At 71.7% G+C, this 17,755-nt stretch carries 6 protein-coding genes; 4 read left to right on the forward strand and 2 right to left on the reverse strand.

Going from position 1 to position 17,755, the window contains the following annotated elements:
- Positions 1 to 104 precede the first annotated feature (104 nt).
- The 3 genes from ACWIGI_RS30820 to ACWIGI_RS30830 all read left to right on the forward strand — a co-directional run bounded on the left by ACWIGI_RS30820 (position 105) and on the right by ACWIGI_RS30830 (position 15,615).
- Positions 105 to 13,754 carry an amino acid adenylation domain-containing protein gene (locus ACWIGI_RS30820; RefSeq protein ID WP_454206233.1) on the forward strand — a complete coding sequence of 4,550 codons (13,650 nt, stop codon included), beginning with the start codon at positions 105 to 107 and terminating at the stop codon, positions 13,752 to 13,754.
- On the forward strand, positions 13,751 to 14,737 hold the full coding sequence (locus ACWIGI_RS30825) for an ATP-binding cassette domain-containing protein (protein ID WP_454206235.1): 987 nt from the start codon (positions 13,751 to 13,753) through the stop codon (positions 14,735 to 14,737). The genes ACWIGI_RS30820 and ACWIGI_RS30825 overlap by 4 nt, the downstream gene beginning before the upstream one ends.
- An 80-nt stretch (positions 14,738 to 14,817) precedes the next feature.
- On the forward strand, positions 14,818 to 15,615 hold the full coding sequence (locus ACWIGI_RS30830; protein WP_454206309.1) for an ABC transporter permease: 798 nt from the start codon (positions 14,818 to 14,820) through the stop codon (positions 15,613 to 15,615).
- 113 nt (positions 15,616 to 15,728) lie between these two features.
- Here ACWIGI_RS30830 and ACWIGI_RS30835 read toward each other — a convergent pair whose 3' ends face one another.
- The gene (locus ACWIGI_RS30835) at positions 15,729 to 16,064 is read right to left on the reverse strand and encodes an RNA polymerase-binding protein RbpA (RefSeq protein WP_354988743.1); all 336 of its coding nucleotides are present in this window, start codon (positions 16,062 to 16,064) and stop codon (positions 15,729 to 15,731) included.
- A 182-nt stretch (positions 16,065 to 16,246) separates the two neighbouring features.
- Between ACWIGI_RS30835 and ACWIGI_RS30840 the strand changes: the two genes are divergently transcribed.
- On the forward strand, positions 16,247 to 16,570 hold the full coding sequence (locus ACWIGI_RS30840; RefSeq protein WP_354988742.1) for a hypothetical protein: 324 nt from the start codon (positions 16,247 to 16,249) through the stop codon (positions 16,568 to 16,570).
- Here ACWIGI_RS30840 and ACWIGI_RS30845 read toward each other — a convergent pair.
- Positions 16,521 to 17,552, reverse strand: coding sequence for a hypothetical protein (locus tag ACWIGI_RS30845; protein ID WP_454206237.1), 1,032 nt, complete (start codon positions 17,550 to 17,552; stop codon positions 16,521 to 16,523). The two genes, ACWIGI_RS30840 and ACWIGI_RS30845, sit on opposite strands and share 50 nt — an antisense overlap.
- Positions 17,553 to 17,755 lie beyond the last annotated feature (203 nt).

The following is a 17,755-nucleotide window of genomic DNA, read 5'->3' on the forward strand; positions in this document are numbered from 1 at the left end:
AGGGCGTGGATCACGTCCTAAGGCTCGCGCGTGCGCGAAAGCCGTAAGGGTTCGGGGCACGGGGGTTCGGGGAGTTGCGTCAACAGCGGCAGAAGGAGTGATTGATGAGTTCATTGGCCACCGATCGTGTCGACCAATGTGCTTCCGGTGAAATCTCGCTTCAACCATTCGCGCTCTCTCCCGCGCAATCGGCCCTCTGGTTCGCCCAGCGGATTCGGCCCGACATTCCGCTCACCATCGCCCAGTACGTGGAGATCCACGGCGATCTGGATGTCGGCCGGCTGCTGTACGCCGTCGAGCGGTTCGGCGCGGAGACCGAGGTCGGTCATGTGCGGATGTGGGAGATCGACGGGGTTCCGCACCAGGCGGTCGACCCCACCTGGCGCCCGGGCTGGGCGCGCATCGATCTGCGCGAGGAACCGGACCCGCGTGGCGCGGCCCTGGCCTGGATGAACGATCACGCCAGCTCGCCCATCGACATCGAACACGATCCGCTCACCATCAATGTGGTGCTGCGGACGGGTGATTCGGACTACATCTGGTACTCGCGCGGCCATCACATCGTCATCGACGGCTACGGCGCCATGAACGCGCTCACCCGCACCGCCGAGATCTACACCTCGCTCGAGGACCACACCGAGCCCGTGGTCTCGCGCGCCACCCCGCTGTCCACCATCTACGGCGACGAGAACCGCTACCGCGAGACCAGCCGCTTCCGCAGCGACGGCGACTACTGGCGCGAACAGCTCGAGGGCGTGAGCGAGCCCATCACCCTGGCCGGGTCCGGTTCGGTCGCCGCCGGATCCGACGCCAGCCGCCGCTGCGCCACCGCGGTCCTGGGCCAGCACGTGGCCGACGCCGTGCAGGCCGCCGCGTCCGCGTTCGGCTCCAACACCTCCGCGCTGTTCGTGGCCGCGCTGGCCTGCTACGTCCGCGCCGTCACCGGCAACCAGGACGTCGTGCTCTCGCTGCCGGTCTCCGCGCGCACCACCGTGGCGCTGCGCCGCTCGGCGGGCGTGGTCTCCAACGTCGTACCGCTGCGCGTGCACTTCGACGGCTCCGCCACCGTCGCCGACGCGGTCCGCGCGGTCGAACTCCAGATCACCGGCGCCCTGCGGCATCAGCGCTACCGCAGCGACGACATCCGCCGCGACTGCGGCTACTCCCGCGACGCCCGCGGCTTCTTCGGGCCCATGGTCAATCTCATGCTGTTCCACAGCGAGTTGAAGTTCGGCAGCCTGGTCGGCTCGCTCAACGTGCTCTCCACCGGCCCGGTCGAAGACCTCTCGATCAACCTCTACAACGGCGTCGGCAACCGCATCCACATCGACTTCGAGGCCAACCCGCGCCTGTACGGCGACGCCGAGTTGACCATGCACCACGGCCGCTTCCTGGACTTCCTCGAGCGGTTCCTGCGCGCGGCGCCCGAGCAGATCGTCGGCGACCTGCCCGCCCTCACCGACCTCGAACGCGAACGCGTGCTGCACGAATGGAACTCGACCCGCGTCGCGCGCCAGGAAGGCACCCTGGCCGGCCTGTTCGCCGACCGTGCCGCCCTGAGCCCGGCCCGGGTCGCGCTCGACTTCGAGGGCGAGATCCTCACCTACTCCGCCTTCGACGAACGCGCCAATCGCCTGGCGCGCGAACTCATCTCGCGCGGCGCGGGCCCCGACACCGTGGTCGCGCTCGCCATGCGCCGCAGCCACGAACTGCTCGTCGGCATGTACGCCGTGGTCAAGGCGGGCGCGGCCTACCTGCCCCTGGACCCCGACCATCCCGCCGATCGCGTCGCCCAGGTACTCGACCAGGCGCATCCGCTGTGCGTGCTGACCACCACCCGGGACGCCCTCGAACTGCCCGCCGGCGCACCACGATTCGACATCGACGCCGCCGACCTGAGCGCGCACTCGCCCCGCCCGGTCACCGACGCCGACCGCACCGCCCCGCTGCGCCCGGATCACCTGGCGTACGTGCTGTTCACCTCCGGGTCCACCGGCAAGCCCAAGGGCGTCGGGGTCAGCCACGCCGCCATCGTCAACCGGCTGCGCTGGATGCAGCACGCCTACCCCCTCGACGCCACCGACGTGGTGCTGCAGAAGACCCCCGCGACCTTCGACGTCTCGGTGTGGGAGTTCTTCTGGCCCTTGCAGATCGGCGCGCGCCTGGTCATCGCCGCCCCCGACGGGCACCGCGACCCCGGCTACCTGGCGCGGATCATCGCCGAGAAGCGGGTCACCACCGCGCACTTCGTGCCCTCGATGCTCTCGGTCTTCCTCACCGACACTGACGTCGCCGGCTGCACCGGCCTGGCCCGGGTCTTCTGCTCCGGCGAAGCTCTGCCCGCCGCCACCGTCGCCGAGTTCCACACCGCCCTGGGCACCGGCCCGGACGCGCCGCAACTGCACAACCTGTACGGCCCCACCGAAGCCGCCGTCGACGTCACCGCCTGGCACTGCGTCCCCGGCGCCACCGACGTGCCCATCGGCTCCCCGGTGTGGAACACCCGCACCTACGTTCTGGACACCCGTCTGCAGCCCGTCGCGCCCGGCGTCGTGGGCGAGCTCTACCTCGCGGGCGTGCAGCTGGCGCGCGGCTACCTGGGCCGCCCCGGCCTGTCCGCCGACCGGTTCGTGGCCAACCCCTTCACCCCCGGCACCCGCATGTACCGCACCGGCGACCTCGTGCGCTGGCGCGCCGGGCGCACCGGAGTCCTGGAATACCTGGGCCGCAGCGACTTCCAGGTCAAGATCCGCGGCCTGCGCATCGAACTGGGGGAGATCGAGACCGCGCTGCTGAGCGACCCGCGCGTCGCCCGCGCGGTCTGCGTGGCCCGGCGCGGGCGCGGTGGCGACGAACTCGCCGCCTACGCCGTCGCCGCCCCCGGCGCGGGCCCGCTCGACCCCGCCGAACTCGGCGCCGGCCTGCGCAAACTGCTGCCCGGATACATGGTGCCCGCCGCGCTCATGGTGCTCGACGAACTACCGCTGAGCGCCAACGGCAAGGTCGACCGCAAGGCCCTGCCCGACCCGGAGATCACCCTGCGCCGCCCCGCGCGCGTGGCCACCGAACCCGGCACCGAGGCCGAACGCCGCCTCGTGGCCGTGTTCGCCGAGGTCCTGGGCACCGAGGACATCGGCGTCGAGGACAGCTTCTTCGATCTCGGCGGCAACTCGCTCAGCGCCGCCCGCGCCATCGCGCGGGTCAACGCCGCCCTGGGCACCGCCCTGACCATCCGCGATCTGTTCGAGTACTCCACGGTCACCGCCCTGGCCGCGCGCCTGGACGCCCCGCAGGCCGAGAGCGCCTCACCGATCCTCGCCGCCGGTGAACGGCCCGAACACATTCCGCTGTCCCTGGCACAGCAGCGGCTGTGGATCCTCAACCGCTTCGCCGAGCACGCCGCCGCCTACAACATGCCGCTCGCGGTGGAACTGACCGGGCCCCTGGATATCTCGGCCCTGCGCGCCGGCCTGCTCGACGTGCTCGAACGGCACGAGAGCCTGCGCACCACCTTCCCCGACACCCCCGACGGTCCCGGCCAGGTCGTGCACCCCGCCGCCGAGATCCCGCTCACCCTCGACCCCGTCGACGCCGCCGCCGGCGACGTGGTCCGCCTCGCCGGTGAGTTCGCCGGCTACGGCTTCGATCTGCGCAGCCAGGCCCCGGTGCGGGTGGCGCTCTACGCCACCGGCCCGGACAAGCACGTCTTCCTCATGGTGCTGCACCACATCAGCGGCGACGGCTGGTCCATCGCCCCGCTGACCCGCGACATCATGAGCGCGGTCGCCGCCCGCACGGCCGGCGCGGCCCCCGACTGGACGCCGCTGCCGGTGCAGTACGCCGACTTCGCGCTCTGGCAGCGCGAACTGCTCGGCGACGAGGCAGACCCGGCCAGCGCGCTGTCCAAGCAGCTCGCCTACTGGCGGGCCGCGCTCGCCGACCTGCCCGATCAGCTGGACCTGCCGCTGGACCGCCCGCGCCCGCGCCGGCGCTCCACCGACGGCGGCAGCGTGGAATTCACCATTCCCGCCGCCACCCGCAAGGCGCTGGCCGCGGTCGCGGCCGATCGTGGCGTCAGCACCTTCATGGTCCTGCACGCGGCGCTGGCGACGGTGCTCGCGCGCCTGTGCAACACCACCGACATCGCCATCGGCACCCCCATCGCGGGCCGCAGCGACCCGGCGCTGGACGAACTCGTCGGCATGTTCGTCAACACCCTCGTGCTGCGCACCCGCGTCGATCCGGCCGCCGGATTCGACCGCATGCTCACCGAGGTCCGCGACACCGACCTCAACGCGTTCGCCAACGCCGACGTGCCCTTCGAACGGCTCGTGGACGTGGTCAACCCCGAACGCTCCGCGGCCCGCCACCCGCTGTTCCAGGTCATGCTCTCCTACGACAGCACCCCGGAACTGAGCTTCGACCTGCCCGGGCTCAGCGCCGCCGTCCTGCCCATCCAGGTCGACGTCGCCAAGTTCGACCTGCAGCTCACCGTGCACGAACCCCTGGGTGCGAGCGCCGAGGACGCCGGGCTCACCGCCGAATTCGGCTACGCCGCCGACGTTTTCGACCACGCCACGGTGGAGGCCATCGCCCGGCGCTTCGGCGCGGTGCTGGCCGCGGCCGTCGCCGACCCGAGCGTGCCCGTCGGTGACCTGCCGCTGCTGGACGCGCGCGAAACCGCGAAGCTCGTCCCCATCGTGGGCGCGCCGGGCGAACCCGGCACCACCCTGGCCCGCCTGCTCACCGACACCGCCGAGCGCGTGCCCGACAACGTCGCGGTCCGATTCCAGCACCGCGACACCACCTATCGCGATCTCGACGAACGCTCCAACCGCCTCGCCCGCGTGCTCATCGAACACGGCGCCGGCCCCGAGGTGGTGGTGGCGATCGCGCTGCCCCGCAGCCTGGACAGCATCCTCGCGGTGTGGTCGGTCGCCAAGACCGGTGCCGCGTACGTGCCCATCGACCCCGACTACCCGGCCGACCGCATCGCGCACATGCTCTCGGACTCCGGGGCCATGCTCGGCATCACCGACGCCAACCACCACGCCGGCATGCCCACCTGGCCCGCCAAGCGCGGACGGCACCGCAAGACCTACGTCGACTGGCTGCTGCTGGGTTCGGACGAGCTGACCGCCGAATGCGCCCGGTTCCCCATCACCCCCGTCACCGACGCCGACCGCCACCACCCGCTGCGCACCGCGGGACCGGCCTACCTGATCTACACCTCCGGCACCACCGGCAAGCCCAAGGCCGTGGTCGTCACCAACGCCGGCCTCGCCTCGCTCGCCCACGAGCAGATGCACCTGTTCAAGGTCACCGACACCGCCCGCACCCTGCACTTCTCCTCGCCGAGCTTCGACGCCTCGGTACTCGAACTGCTGCTGGGCTTCGCGGCCGGCGCCACCGTCGTGGTCGCCCCCGCGGGCATCTACGGCGGCGCCGAACTCGCGAATCTGCTGCGCGCCGAACGCATCACGCACGCCTTCGTCACCCCCGCCGCCCTGGCCACCGTCCCCGCGGACACCCTGCCCGAACTCGACGCGGTCATCGTCGGCGGCGAAGCCTGCCCCGAGGACCTGGTCCGCGTCTGGACCGATCCGGCCGCCCGCCCGGCGGATCTGCCGCAGCGCCGCATGCACAACATGTACGGCCCGTCCGAGGCCACGGTCGCCGCCACCGCCACCGGACCCATGGTCGCCGGGCAACCGGTCCCCATCGGCCTGCCGGTGCGCGGTATGCGGCTGTTCGTGCTCGACCCCCGCCTGCACCCGGTCCCGCCGGGCGTCGCGGGCGAGCTGTACCTGTCCGGCCCCGGCCTCGCGCGCGGCTACCTGGGCAGGCACGGCCTCACCGCCCAGTCCTTCCCGGCCAACCCGCACGGCCGGCGCGGTGAACGCATGTACCGCACCGGCGATCTCGTGGTCGCCGACACCACCGGGCAGCTGCGCTTCCTGGGCCGCGCCGACGACCAGATCAAGATCCGCGGCTTCCGCATCGAACTGCGCGAGATCGACCACGTGCTGCGCGCACACCCGGGAATCACGTTCGCGCTCACCGTCGTTCACAACGACGAGCGCGGCATCCCGCGCCTGGTCGCCTACCTCACCGCCGACGGCGACCTCGATCCGGCGGCCGTGCTGGCCACCGCGCGCGGGCGCCTGCCCGGCTACATGGTGCCCGCGGCGCTCACCGTCCTGGACACGGTGCCGGTCACCCAGTCGGGCAAGCTCGACCGAAAGGCCCTGCCCGCACCGGATTTCGCGGCCATCGCGCCCTCGCGCGCCCCCGGCACCGACACCGAGCAGCAGGTCGCGCAGGTCTTCGGCGCGGTCCTGGGCGCGCCGGTGCACGGCGCGGAGGACAACTTCTTCGACATCGGCGGCAACTCCCTGCTCGCCACCCGGCTCACCGCCGCCCTGCACCACGAGTTCGGGGTGGAACTGCCGGTCCGCGCGATCTTCGAGGCCCCCACCGTGGCCGGGGTCGCGGCCCGCCTGCAGGAAGCGCCCCGGACGCGGAAAGCGGCGCTGGCGGTGCACACCCCGCGCCCGGAGCGCGTACCACTGTCCCTGCCGCAGCAGCGACTGTGGTTCCTGAACAGATTTTCCCCCGAATCCAGTGCCTACAACATCGCGTTCGTGCTGCGAATCGACGGCGATCCGAACGTCGAAGCGCTGCGCGCCGCCCTCACCGACCTGGTGGAGCGGCACGAGGTGCTGCGCACGATCTTCCCCGAGGACGAGCAGGGCGCCTTCCAGCGCCTGCTCGAGACCGCGCACTGCCTGCCCGCACTGGACCCCATCGAAACCGACGAGACCGGCGCCCAGCACACCCTGCGCGAGCTGGCCCGCCGCGGCTTCGACCTGACCCGCGAGATCCCGCTGCGAATGACGTTGCTGCGCACAGGCAATCGCCGGCACCTGCTCGGCATCGTGCTGCACCACATCGCCGCCGACGGCTGGTCCCTGGGCCCCCTCACCCAGGACCTGGCCATCGCCTACACCGCGCGGCACGGCGGGGCCGCCCCGGCCTGGACGCCACTGCCGGTGCAGTACGCGGACTTCAGCCTCTGGCAGCGCGCCTGCCTCGGCCAGGAGTCCGATCCCGAGAGCGCCGCGGCGATCCAGCTCGCGTACTGGCGCACCGCCCTCGCGGATCTGCCCGAGGAGATGCCGCTGCCCTACGACCGGCCCCGCCCGGCCGCGCCCACCCAGCGCGCCGGCACGGTGCGGTTCGAGGTCGGCCAGGATCTGCAACGGCGCATCGCCGACGTGGCTCGCGCCCACGGGGTCAGCGTGTTCATGGTGCTGCGCACCAGCCTCGCGGTGCTGCTGCGCACCGTCACCGGCGGTCGCGACATCGTGATCGGCACCCCGGTCGCCGGGCGCGGGGACACCCGCCTGGACGAACTCGTCGGCATGTTCGTCAACACCCTGATCCTGCGCTCGGACGTGGACCCCGACCGCGGCTTCGCCGAACTGCTGCAGGCCGACCGCGACACCGAACTCGCCGCCATGGCCAACGCCGAGGTGCCGTTCGAACGGGTCGTCGAGGAACTCGGCACCGGCGGCGTCCGGCCCGTCCTGCAGGTGGCGCTCACCGTGCAGGACACCCCGGTCCCGGTCCTGCGCCTGCCCGGATTAGCCCTGCAAGCCGACGAACTCGACATCGCGCTGGCCAAGTTCGACCTCGAACTGCGGGTCCTGCCCGGCACGGAACCCGACCAGCGCGTCTTCGAATTCCTGTACGCCGCCGAGCTTTTCGACCAGGCGACGGTCCAGACCCTGGCCGAGCGGCTGAACCGGATCTTCGCCGCCGTCGCGGCCGACCCGCGCGTGCGGATCCGCGACATCGACGCCCGCACCGACACCGAACGCGAACTGTTCACCCCCGCCTGGGGTCCGGCCCCCGAACCCCAGTGCAGCCTGGCGGCCTACTTCGCCGCCACCGCGCACCTGAACCCCGATCGCGATTTCGTGCAGTTCGGTGACACCGCGCTGAGCTACCTCGAATCCGACGTGTACTCGAATCGCCTGGCGCGCGCGCTCATCCGGCGCGGGCTCGGCCCGGGGGACCGGGTCGCGCTCGGGCTCACCCGGTCGGTGGAATCGGTGCTGTCGGTGCTGGCCGTGGCCAAATCCGGCGCCGCGTTCGTCCCGGTCGATCCCAACTACCCGGCGGACCGGGTGCGGCACATGCTCACCGACTCCGGCTGCGCCGTCGGCATCAGCATGATCGAGCACGCCGACCGGCTCTACACCGCCGCCGGCGAGCACGCCACGGAATGGCTGCTGCTCGACGACCCCGAACTCCTGGACGAACTCGAGGTCCTGGACGACGGCCCGATCACCGACGCCGACCGCGTCGACACCCTGTGGACCGCCGATCTGGCCTACGTCATCTACACCTCGGGCTCGACCGGAAAACCCAAGGGCGTGGCCGTGACCCACGGCGGCCTGTCCAACTTCGGCGACGAGATCCGCGACCGTATGCGGGTCGAGCGCGAATCGCGCACCATGCACTTCTCCTCGCCGAGCTTCGACGCCGCCATCTTCGACCTGCTGCTCACCATCGGCGCCGGCGCGACCATGGTCATCGTGCCGCCGGAGGTCTACGGCGGCGACGAACTCGCCGCCCTCATGGAACGCGAGGAGATCAGCCACACCTTCCTGACCCCCGCGGCCCTGGCCACCATCGACCGCGACGCCTGGGAGCTGCCGAGCCTGCGCGCCATCGCCGTCGGCGGCGAGGCGTGCGGCCCGGAACTGGTGTCGCGCTGGGCCCCCGGCCGCCTGATGTTCAACGGCTACGGTCCCACCGAGGCCACCGTGGTCATCAGCATCGCCGGGCCCATGCGGCCCGGGGAACCGGTCACCATCGGCACCGTGGTGCGCGGCGCGCGGGCCCTGGTCCTGGACGAACGCCTGCGGCCGGTCCCGATCGGGGTGCCCGGCGAGCTGTACGTCGGCGGCCAGGGCGTCGCCCGCGGCTACCTGGACCGGCTCGGACTCACCGCGGCCCGGTTCGTCGCGGACCCGTACGGTCCCGAGGGCGGGCGCATGTACCGCACCGGCGACGTCGTGCGCTGGACCGCCGCCGGCGAACTGTTCTACCTGGGCCGCAGCGACCACCAGGTCAAGGTGCGCGGTTTCCGCATCGAACTCGGCGAGATCGACGCCGTGCTCACCGCCCACCCCGCGATCCACTTCGCGCACACCGAGGTTCGCGAGATGGCGGGCACCGCGCGCATCGTCTCGTTCGTCCTGCCCGCCCAGCCGGGCGCCGCGGTCGAACTCGACGCGCTGCGCGCGCACTGCGCCGAACGCCTGCCCGCCCACATGGTCCCCGGCTCCATCACCGTGCTCGAGCGCATCCCGCTGACCCCGGTCGGCAAGCTCGACCGCGCCGGCCTGCCCGAACCGCAGGCCGTGGTCGCCGCGCTCTCCCGCGACCCCGAGACCGAGACCGAGATCCTGGTCGCGGCCATCATGGGCGAACTGGTGGGCGCCGACCGGCTCGGCGCCGACGACAGCTTCTTCGAGGTCGGCGGAAACTCGCTGCTGGCAACCCAATTGGTGGCCCGCCTGGCCGCGGCCACCGGTGTCCGGCTCGAGGTGCGCGCCCTGTTCACCGCGCCCACCGTGGCCGGACTCGCCCTCGCCCTGGACAGCGGACCGGCCACCACCGAACTGCGGCCCGAACCGCAGCGGCGGCCGCGGCCCGAGGCGATCCCGCTCTCGGCCGCCCAGCGCCGGCTGTGGTTCCTCGAGAAGTTCAACGCGAGCGGGCAGGCTCTGGGCGCGTACAACGTCCCGGTCGCCCTGCGCCTGAGCGGTGAACTCGACGTGCAGGCCCTGCACGCGGCGCTGCACGCGGTCCAGCGCAGGCACGAAACCCTGCGCACGGTCTTCCCCGAACTCGACGGCGAACCTCGCCAGCACGTGCTGGACGCGGCCGCGGCGGCCATCGCGCTGCCGCTGCGCACCGTCGCCGCGGGCGAGGTGACCGCCGAGGTGCGCCGCGTGGCCGCCGCCGGATTCGAGCTGGCCACCACGGTGCCGGTGCGCGCGGCCCTGCTGCGCCTGACCGGAACCGAGAGCGTCGTCGCCGAACACGTGCTGGTCCTGGTGGTGCACCACATCGCCATGGACGGCTGGTCCCTGCAGCCGCTGGCCGCCGACGTCGCCGCCGCCTACCGCTCCTACGCGGGCGGCCGCGAACCCGACTGGCCCGAATTGCCCATCCAGTACGCCGATTACACGCTGTGGCAGCAGGACGTGCTCGGCGCCGAGACCGAGCCCGACTCGGTCATCAGCCGCCAGCTCGACTACTGGCGCGGCGCCCTGGCCGGGATCCCGGAACTGCTCACGGTCCCGGCCGACCGGCCGCGCCCGCCGGTGCCCAGCTACCGCGGCGGCACCGTCGAGTGCACCCTGGACGCCTTCACCCATCGCGAACTGCAGGCCCTGGCCGCCGAGCACGGCGTCACCATGTTCATGGTGCTGCACGCCGCGCTGGTCGCCCTGCTGCACCGGGTCACCGCCGGGGACGACATCACCGTCGGCACACCCATCGCCGGGCGCGGGCATCCGGCCCTGGACCGCATGATCGGCATGTTCGTCGGCACCCTGGTACTGCGCACCCGCATCGACTCCGGCGCCGCCTTCGGCGACCTGCTGCGCGCGGTCCGCGACACCGACCTGGAAGCCTTCGCCCACGCCGACGTGCCGTTCGAGCGGCTCGTCGAGGTGCTCAACCCGGTGCGCTCGCAGGCGCACCACCCCATGTTCCAGGTCATGCTCTCGGTGCAGAACCAGCCCGTCCGGGTCCTGGAACTGCCCGGCCTGCGCATCGAGGCCGCCGACGCCGATCCCGGCATCGCCAAATTCGATCTGCAGTTCACCCTCACCGAATCCTGGACCCCGGCCCGCGAACCCGACGGCATCACCGTCTCGGTCGACTACGCCGCGGACCTGTTCGAGCACGCCACCGCCCAGCGCCTGGCCGACCGTTTCGCGCGCCTGCTGGGCGCGGCCGCGGCCGGCCCCGCCACCGCGGTCGGCGATCTCGAACTCCTGGACCCGGCCGAATGGACCGCGCTCGCCCCGGTGCGCGGCGCCGAGGCCGGTGCGCCCGTGACCTTCCCGGCGGTGTTCGAGGCCGCCGCGAACCGCAACCGCCAGGCCGTGGCGGTGCGGGCGGGCGGCACCCAGATCTCCTACGACGCCCTGGACCGCTGGACCAACCGGCTCGCCCGGGTGCTCATCGGCTACGGCGTCGGCCCGGAAACCCTGGTGGCCATGGGCATTCCGCGCTCGGCCGAATCGGTCGCGGTCATGCTGGCCATCGCCAAGGCCGGCGCCGCGTTCGTCCCGGTCGACCCCACCTACCCGGCGCAGCGCATCAGCCACATGCTGTCCGACTCCGGCGCGGGCATCGGCATCACCCTGTCCAAGCACCGCGAGCACATGCCCGACGGCGCGAACTGGACCGTGCTGGACGCCCCGTCCTTCCGCCGCCGCGTCCTGGCCGCGGCCGACACCCCGATCCAGGACCGCGAACGCATCACCCCGCTGCGCATGGAGAACCCGGCCTACGTCATCTACACCTCGGGTTCCACCGGCGTGCCCAAGGGCGTCGTCGTCACCCACGGCGGCCTGTCCAACTTCGCCGCCGAGACCGCCCAGCGCTTCGAGGTCGGCCCCGGCTGCCGCGTACTGCACTTCGCCACACCGAGTTTCGACGCCGCCATGCTCGATCTGCTCTTCGCGCTCGGCGGAGCCGCGACCCTGGTCATCACCCCACCCGGGGTGGTCGGCGGCGACGAGCTGGGCGCGGTGTTCGCCGAGGAGGGCATCACCCACGCCTTCATCACCACCTCGGCGCTGGGCACCGTCGACCCGGCCGGCATCACCGCGCTGCGCCACGTCCTGGTCGGCGGCGAGGCGCTGCCCCCGGACCTGGTCACCCGCTGGGCGCCGGGCCGCAAGCTCTACAACGTGTACGGGCCCACCGAGACCACCATCGTCACCGTGATCTCCCAGCCCATGACACCGGGCGGGCCCATCACCATCGGCGGTCCCATCCGCGGCGTGCAGGCCACCGTCCTGGACGGGCGCCTGCACCCGGTACCGGGCGGGGTGACCGGTGAGCTCCAGCTCGCCGGCGCCGCGCTGGCCCGCGGCTACCTGAACCGGCCCGGGCTCACCGCCCAGCGCTTCGTCGCCAACCCGTTCGGCAAGCCCGGCGAACGCATGTACCGCACCGGCGACCTGGTGCGGTGGACCGAGAACGCCGGGCGCGCACGGGATCTGGAGTACGTGGGCCGCACCGACCACCAGGTCAAGATCCGCGGCTTCCGCATCGAACTCGGCGAGATCGACGCGGCCATGGCCAAGCATCCCGCGGTCGAGTTCACCACCACGATCGGGCATCGCACCCCGGCGGGCGTCACCGCGCTGGTGGCGTACGTCAAGCCGCGCGCGGGCACCGCGCCCGCGGTGGCCGAACTGCTCGCGCACGTGGCCGAGCTGGTACCCAACTACATGGTCCCGCAGTCGATCATGCTGCTGGACCGGGTCCCGCTGTCCCCGGTCGGCAAGCTCGACCGCAAGGCGCTGCCCGAGCCGGTGTTCACCGCCGGCGAGGGCTACCGGGCGCCGAGTACCCCGACCGAGGCGGCCCTGTGCGCGGCCTTCGCCGAGGTGCTCGGGATCGAGCGGGTCGGCGCGGACGACGGCTTCTTCGAACTCGGCGGCAACTCGCTGCTCGCGACCAAGGTGGTCGCGCAGCTGCGAGCGGGCGGCATCGAGCTGCCGGTGCAGGCCATGTTCGGCGAATCGAGCCCGGCCGCCATCGCGCGCCGGCTCGCCGACGCCGAGGGCGACACCGGGGCGGCGCTGGCCGCGGCCCTGCGCCCGGTGCTGCCGCTGCGCCCGATCACCGATTCGGCGCTGCCGCCGCTGTTCTGCCTGCACCCGGCCATCGGCCTGGCCTGGTGCTTCGCCGGACTGCTCGCGCACATCCCGGGGGACCGGCCCGTCTACGGTTTGCAGGCCCCGCACGTGTCCCGCGACCCCGAACACGCCCGGCTGCAGCACTCGAGCATCGAGGAAGCCGCGAAATACTATGTGGCGCAGATCAAATCGGTGCAGCCGTACGGTCCGTACCACATCCTGGGCTGGTCGCTGGGCGGGCTGCTCGCCCACGAGGTCGGCGTCCAACTGCAGGAGCTGGGCGACCGCGTCGCACTGCTGGGCATGATGGACAGCTACCAGCTGTCCGAGCGCTGGCTCGCCGACGCGGTTCCCAGCGTCGCGGACATCATCGGCGAATTCGGCAGCGACCTGCTCGGCGACACCGATATCGACCCGCGCCTGACCCTGCCCGAAGCGGCGGAACTGCTGCGCAACCGGCCGGGCCCGTTCGCGGCGCTCACCGTCGATCATCTCGAACGGCTCTACACCGGATACGCCAACGGCGCGGAACTGGCCCACGCGTTCCGGCCCGGCGTCTTCGACGGCGATGTCCTGTTCTTCACCGCCGCCGACGACGAGATCAACCGTGCGGACCCCGCCCGCAACGCCGCGAGCTGGGAACCGTACGCCACCGGCACCGTGCACGATCACCTCGTGCGCTGCCGGCACGCGGGCATGACCACGCCCGAAGCCCTCGCAGCCATCGGACCGGTGCTGCGAGAACACCTGGCGGCGAGTCACTCTCGCACCGAGCGGGAGGAAGCCCGATGAGCCTGGCAGTGGAAGTCAACGGACTGGTCAAGTACTACGGCAAGGTCCGGGTGCTGGACGGCATCGATCTCGAGATCCCGTCCGGCACCGTGATGGGCCTGCTCGGCCCCAACGGGGCGGGCAAGACCACCACGGTCCGCATCGTCACCACGCTGCTGCGCCCCAGCAAGGGGTCGGTGCGCGTCACCGGGGTCGACGTCCTCGAGGACCCGGCCCGCGCCCGCACCCGGCTCGGCCTGTCCGGGCAGTACGCGGCCGTGGACGCCAACCTCACCGGCTTCGAGAACCTGCGCATGGTCGCCCGCCTGTACGGCATGAGCCAGAAACAGGCCGGGGACCGCGCCACCGAACTGCTCACCGCCCTCGGCCTCGACCACGCGGCCGGGCGGCTGGCGGGCACCTACTCCGGCGGTATGGCCCGCCGGCTCGATCTGGCCGGCGCACTGGTACGCCGGCCCCCGGTGGTGGTCCTGGACGAGCCCACCACCGGGCTCGACCCGCGTGGACGGCTCGACATGTGGCGCGTCATCGGCGACCTCGTCGACGACGGCACCACCGTGCTGCTCACCACCCAGTACCTGGAGGAAGCCGACCTGCTCGCCGACCGCATCACCGTCATCGACCGCGGGCGGGTCATCGCCCGCGGGTCGGCCGACGAGCTCAAGACCTCCATCGGCGGTGACCGGCTCACGGTCACCCTCGCGCCCGGGCAGGACCCCAAACCGGCGATGAAGGTGCTCTCGGGGGTCGGGGTCGGCGAACCCGGCTACGACGCCGACGCGGTCACCATCGTGGTCGGCGACGGCACCCGCACCATGGTCGAGGCGCTGCGCCGGCTCGACGACGCGGGCATCTGCGTCGTCGACGCGGCCGTGCACCGTCCCAGCCTGGACGACGTATTCCTTTCTCTCACCGGCAAATCCGCCGAACGCAAAGCACCCGTCCGCTCCCTCGACACCGTGCAAGAGGAGATCCTGTCGTGACCGCCCTGAACGACGCCCCCGCGCCCCCCGCGGACGCGCCCGCGCGGGACCGCGCCCCCGGTACCGCATCCGAGTCATTCATGGCCCTGCCCCGCGTCTTTCGCGACAGCGCCATCGTCGCCTACCGCAATCTGCTGACCATCCTGCGCGTGCCCACCCTGCTGGTGACCGCCACCATCCAGCCGCTGATGTTCGTGTTCCTGTTCGCCTACGTGTTCGGCGCGTCGCTGGGCGGCGGGCAGTACCGCGAATTCCTGCTGGCCGGAATCTTCACCCAGACGGTCGCTTTCAACGCCGCCTTCACCACCGTCGGCCTGGCCAACGACCTGCACAAGGGCATCATCGACCGCATGCGCACCCTGCCCATGTCCCGGCTGGCGGTGCTCATGGGCCGCACGCTCTCGGACCTGGTGGTCAACATCCTGGCGCTCTCGGTCATGGTCGGCTGCGGGTACGCGGTCGGCTGGCGCATCAACGGCGGCATCCTGGACGCGGTGCTGGCCTTCGGGGTGATCCTGCTGTTCGCGTTCGCCATGTCGTGGGTGGGCGCGCTGACGGGGCTGCTGTCGCCGAGCGTGGAGGTCGCCCAGAGCGCGGGCCTGATCTGGCTGTTCCCGCTGACGTTCATCTCCTCGGCGTTCATCTCCGGGGAGAGCCTGCCCGGGCCGCTGCGCGTCATCGCGGAATGGAATCCCATCACCGCGGTCGCCGCGGCCGGGCGCAAACTCTTCGACAACGGCGCCCCGCCCACCTTCGTGCCCGCCGACGGCTGGCCGGCCGATCATTGCGTCGAGTACGCGATCCTGTGCTCGCTGGCGATCCTCGCGGTCGCGGTGCCGATGTCGCTGCTGCAGTACCGCAAGGTCGCCAGTCACTGAGAGCGGATCCCGGCCACTGTGCCCGGGCCGCCCACCCGGCCCGGACACAGCGAAGAGCCCCCCACCCGATTCGGGTTGGGGGGCTCTGTCGTTCGGCGCCCGAGCTGTCCGGGCTACGCGCGGCGGCGGCTCTTGATCAGATCCATCCGCTCCTGCAGCAGCTCCTCGAGCTCTTCCTTGCTGCGACGCTCCAGCAGCATGTCCCAGTGGGTGCGCGGCGGCTTGACCTTCTTGGGCTCGACCGTGGTGCCCTCGAGCAGAATGCCCTCCTGGCCGTTACGGCACAGCCAGGTCGGGGGGATCTCGGCGTCGTCCGCGAACGGCACGTCGAATTCCTCGCCGTTCTCGGTCCGGTACTTCGCCATCCGACGCGGCGCGAGGTCGTGGTCGCGGTCGGTCTCGTAGCTCACCGCTCCGAGTCGACTGCCCCGGAGTACGCGATCTGCCATGAGTGCGGTCCCTTCTCGCCTAGCGGCAACGTTCTACGTAGTGTCTCGTCTCTACTCAACGCTTCGACGTGACCTTCGGTTCCCGTGGAGAGAACCCGTCCATTCTACCGGTCCGGCGGTACTGCTTTCGTTCGGCGTGCCCACCGCCCGGTCGGGGCCCGGAACCGTTAATGTTCCGGACCATGTTGCGCCACCGCATGCCCTGCCAATGGTGTGGGAGGGAGATCGCCGATTCGGAGATCGGCCGCCGTCGGCGCTATTGCCGGCAATCCTGTCGCCAGCGTGCCTACGAGCATCGAAACAGTGTGAAGGGCACCGGTATTCCCGAGGACTCGGTGGTGCTCTCCGCCCAGGAGGTCGCCGACCTGTCCGATCGCTGGTTCGCCGCGCGCTGTGCCGCGGAGGACGTGGCGACCGCGGTGCAGGAGGGGGCCGATCATCGCGAACTGGCGGATCTCACCGAGACATTGGTGCGGTTGACGCGGGACGCGGAACGCCTGCGCTGAGCACGACCGGATCGGCCGCCGCGCGGCCGTGTACGAGATGAACCAGTCCGATACCCGCCGCGGTGACCGCCGCGACCACACCCAGCGCGGTGACGGTCGCGGCATCGGGATCGAGCAGGGGCTGACCGCGCAGCGCCTGCCAAGCCACGACACCCAGTAGACCGGCGTACCCCAGGGCCAGGACGCCGAGGAGATCGGCGCGCGCGCGTTCGCGGCGCAGCCACGGGATCCGCGGAGCGAGTTTCGCCAGCACGACCGCGAGCACGATCAGCAGTTGGATGCCGTGCAGTCCGATGAAGTGCGGGATGCGCAGATCGCCGCCGTTGGTGCTCCAGTGCGTGATCGGCATGGTGTCGACCCCGTCGCGCAGGACCGGCTGCTCGGCGCCGCTGATGACGGTGTGCCCGGCGGCCAGGGGGATCGGATTGCCGTAGGCGTCGGTGGCCTGCTGCTTGCCGGTGAAGCCCATGAGATAGCCCAGCGCCATACCCGCCACGGCCAGTGCCAGGCCCAGGTGGATCGCCCGCGAGGTGGGCCGATCGGTGACCCGCTGCCACGAAAGCACGAGCGCGATAACCAGATTGGCGGCGAACAGGCCCGGCACGCCGGAGGCGAACACCATCTGGCCGATGTTGTTCCAGGCGTCGTCCTCGTTGCTGAAATGGCTGAAGGTGCCGCGCGCGGCCTGGGTGACGATGAAACCGACGTCGACGACGGCGGTCACGGCGAAGATCGTGCCCATCCACCAGGTCAGGCGCTGCCCGCGATGCTCGAAGGCCAGCAGCCAGGTCAGGGTGCCGGTGTAGAGCGTGAACGCGAACGCGAACTTGAGCGGTTTGAGCCACACCGACTCCCCGAGCAGTTGCCGGTCGTCGATTGCCATGGCGCACAGGCAGAACAGGGCCAGCACGGTCATGGCGGCGGTGGTGTACAGCAGGGGCCGATGGAACCGGCGTGTGGCCGGGGCGAGCGCGGTGGTCATGTCGCTGACGCTAGGAGCGCGGGGCCGCACCGCACCTCACCCGGCGGTGGGGTGGGCACGTAGTACCGCGGTAGGGGTCCGCGCCGGTCGTGAAAACCACGCGGGGACACCGCGATCGGAGCGCTTCGGGCCGTGGGCCTCGGGGCCGACCCGAGGATCTGGTCCGAGTCGTCGGGCTGCTATCTCGAATCCCGGTACGCGAC

The sequence above is a fragment of the Nocardia sp. NPDC055321 genome (genome assembly GCF_053645575.1).

Bases quoted from the DNA above. Each gene is read 5' to 3' on its own strand.
- ACWIGI_RS30835 (WP_354988743.1), bottom strand. From the start codon at position 16,064: ATGGCAGATCGCGTACTCCGGGGCAGTCGACTCGGAGCGGTGAGCTAC.
- ACWIGI_RS30825 (WP_454206235.1), top strand. From the start codon at position 13,751: ATGAGCCTGGCAGTGGAAGTCAACGGACTGGTCAAGTACTACGGCAAG.
- ACWIGI_RS30820 (WP_454206233.1), top strand. From the start codon at position 105: ATGAGTTCATTGGCCACCGATCGTGTCGACCAATGTGCTTCCGGTGAA.
- ACWIGI_RS30830 (WP_454206309.1), top strand. From the start codon at position 14,818: ATGGCCCTGCCCCGCGTCTTTCGCGACAGCGCCATCGTCGCCTACCGC.
- ACWIGI_RS30840 (WP_354988742.1), top strand. From the start codon at position 16,247: ATGTTGCGCCACCGCATGCCCTGCCAATGGTGTGGGAGGGAGATCGCC.
- ACWIGI_RS30845 (WP_454206237.1), bottom strand. From the start codon at position 17,552: ATGACCACCGCGCTCGCCCCGGCCACACGCCGGTTCCATCGGCCCCTG.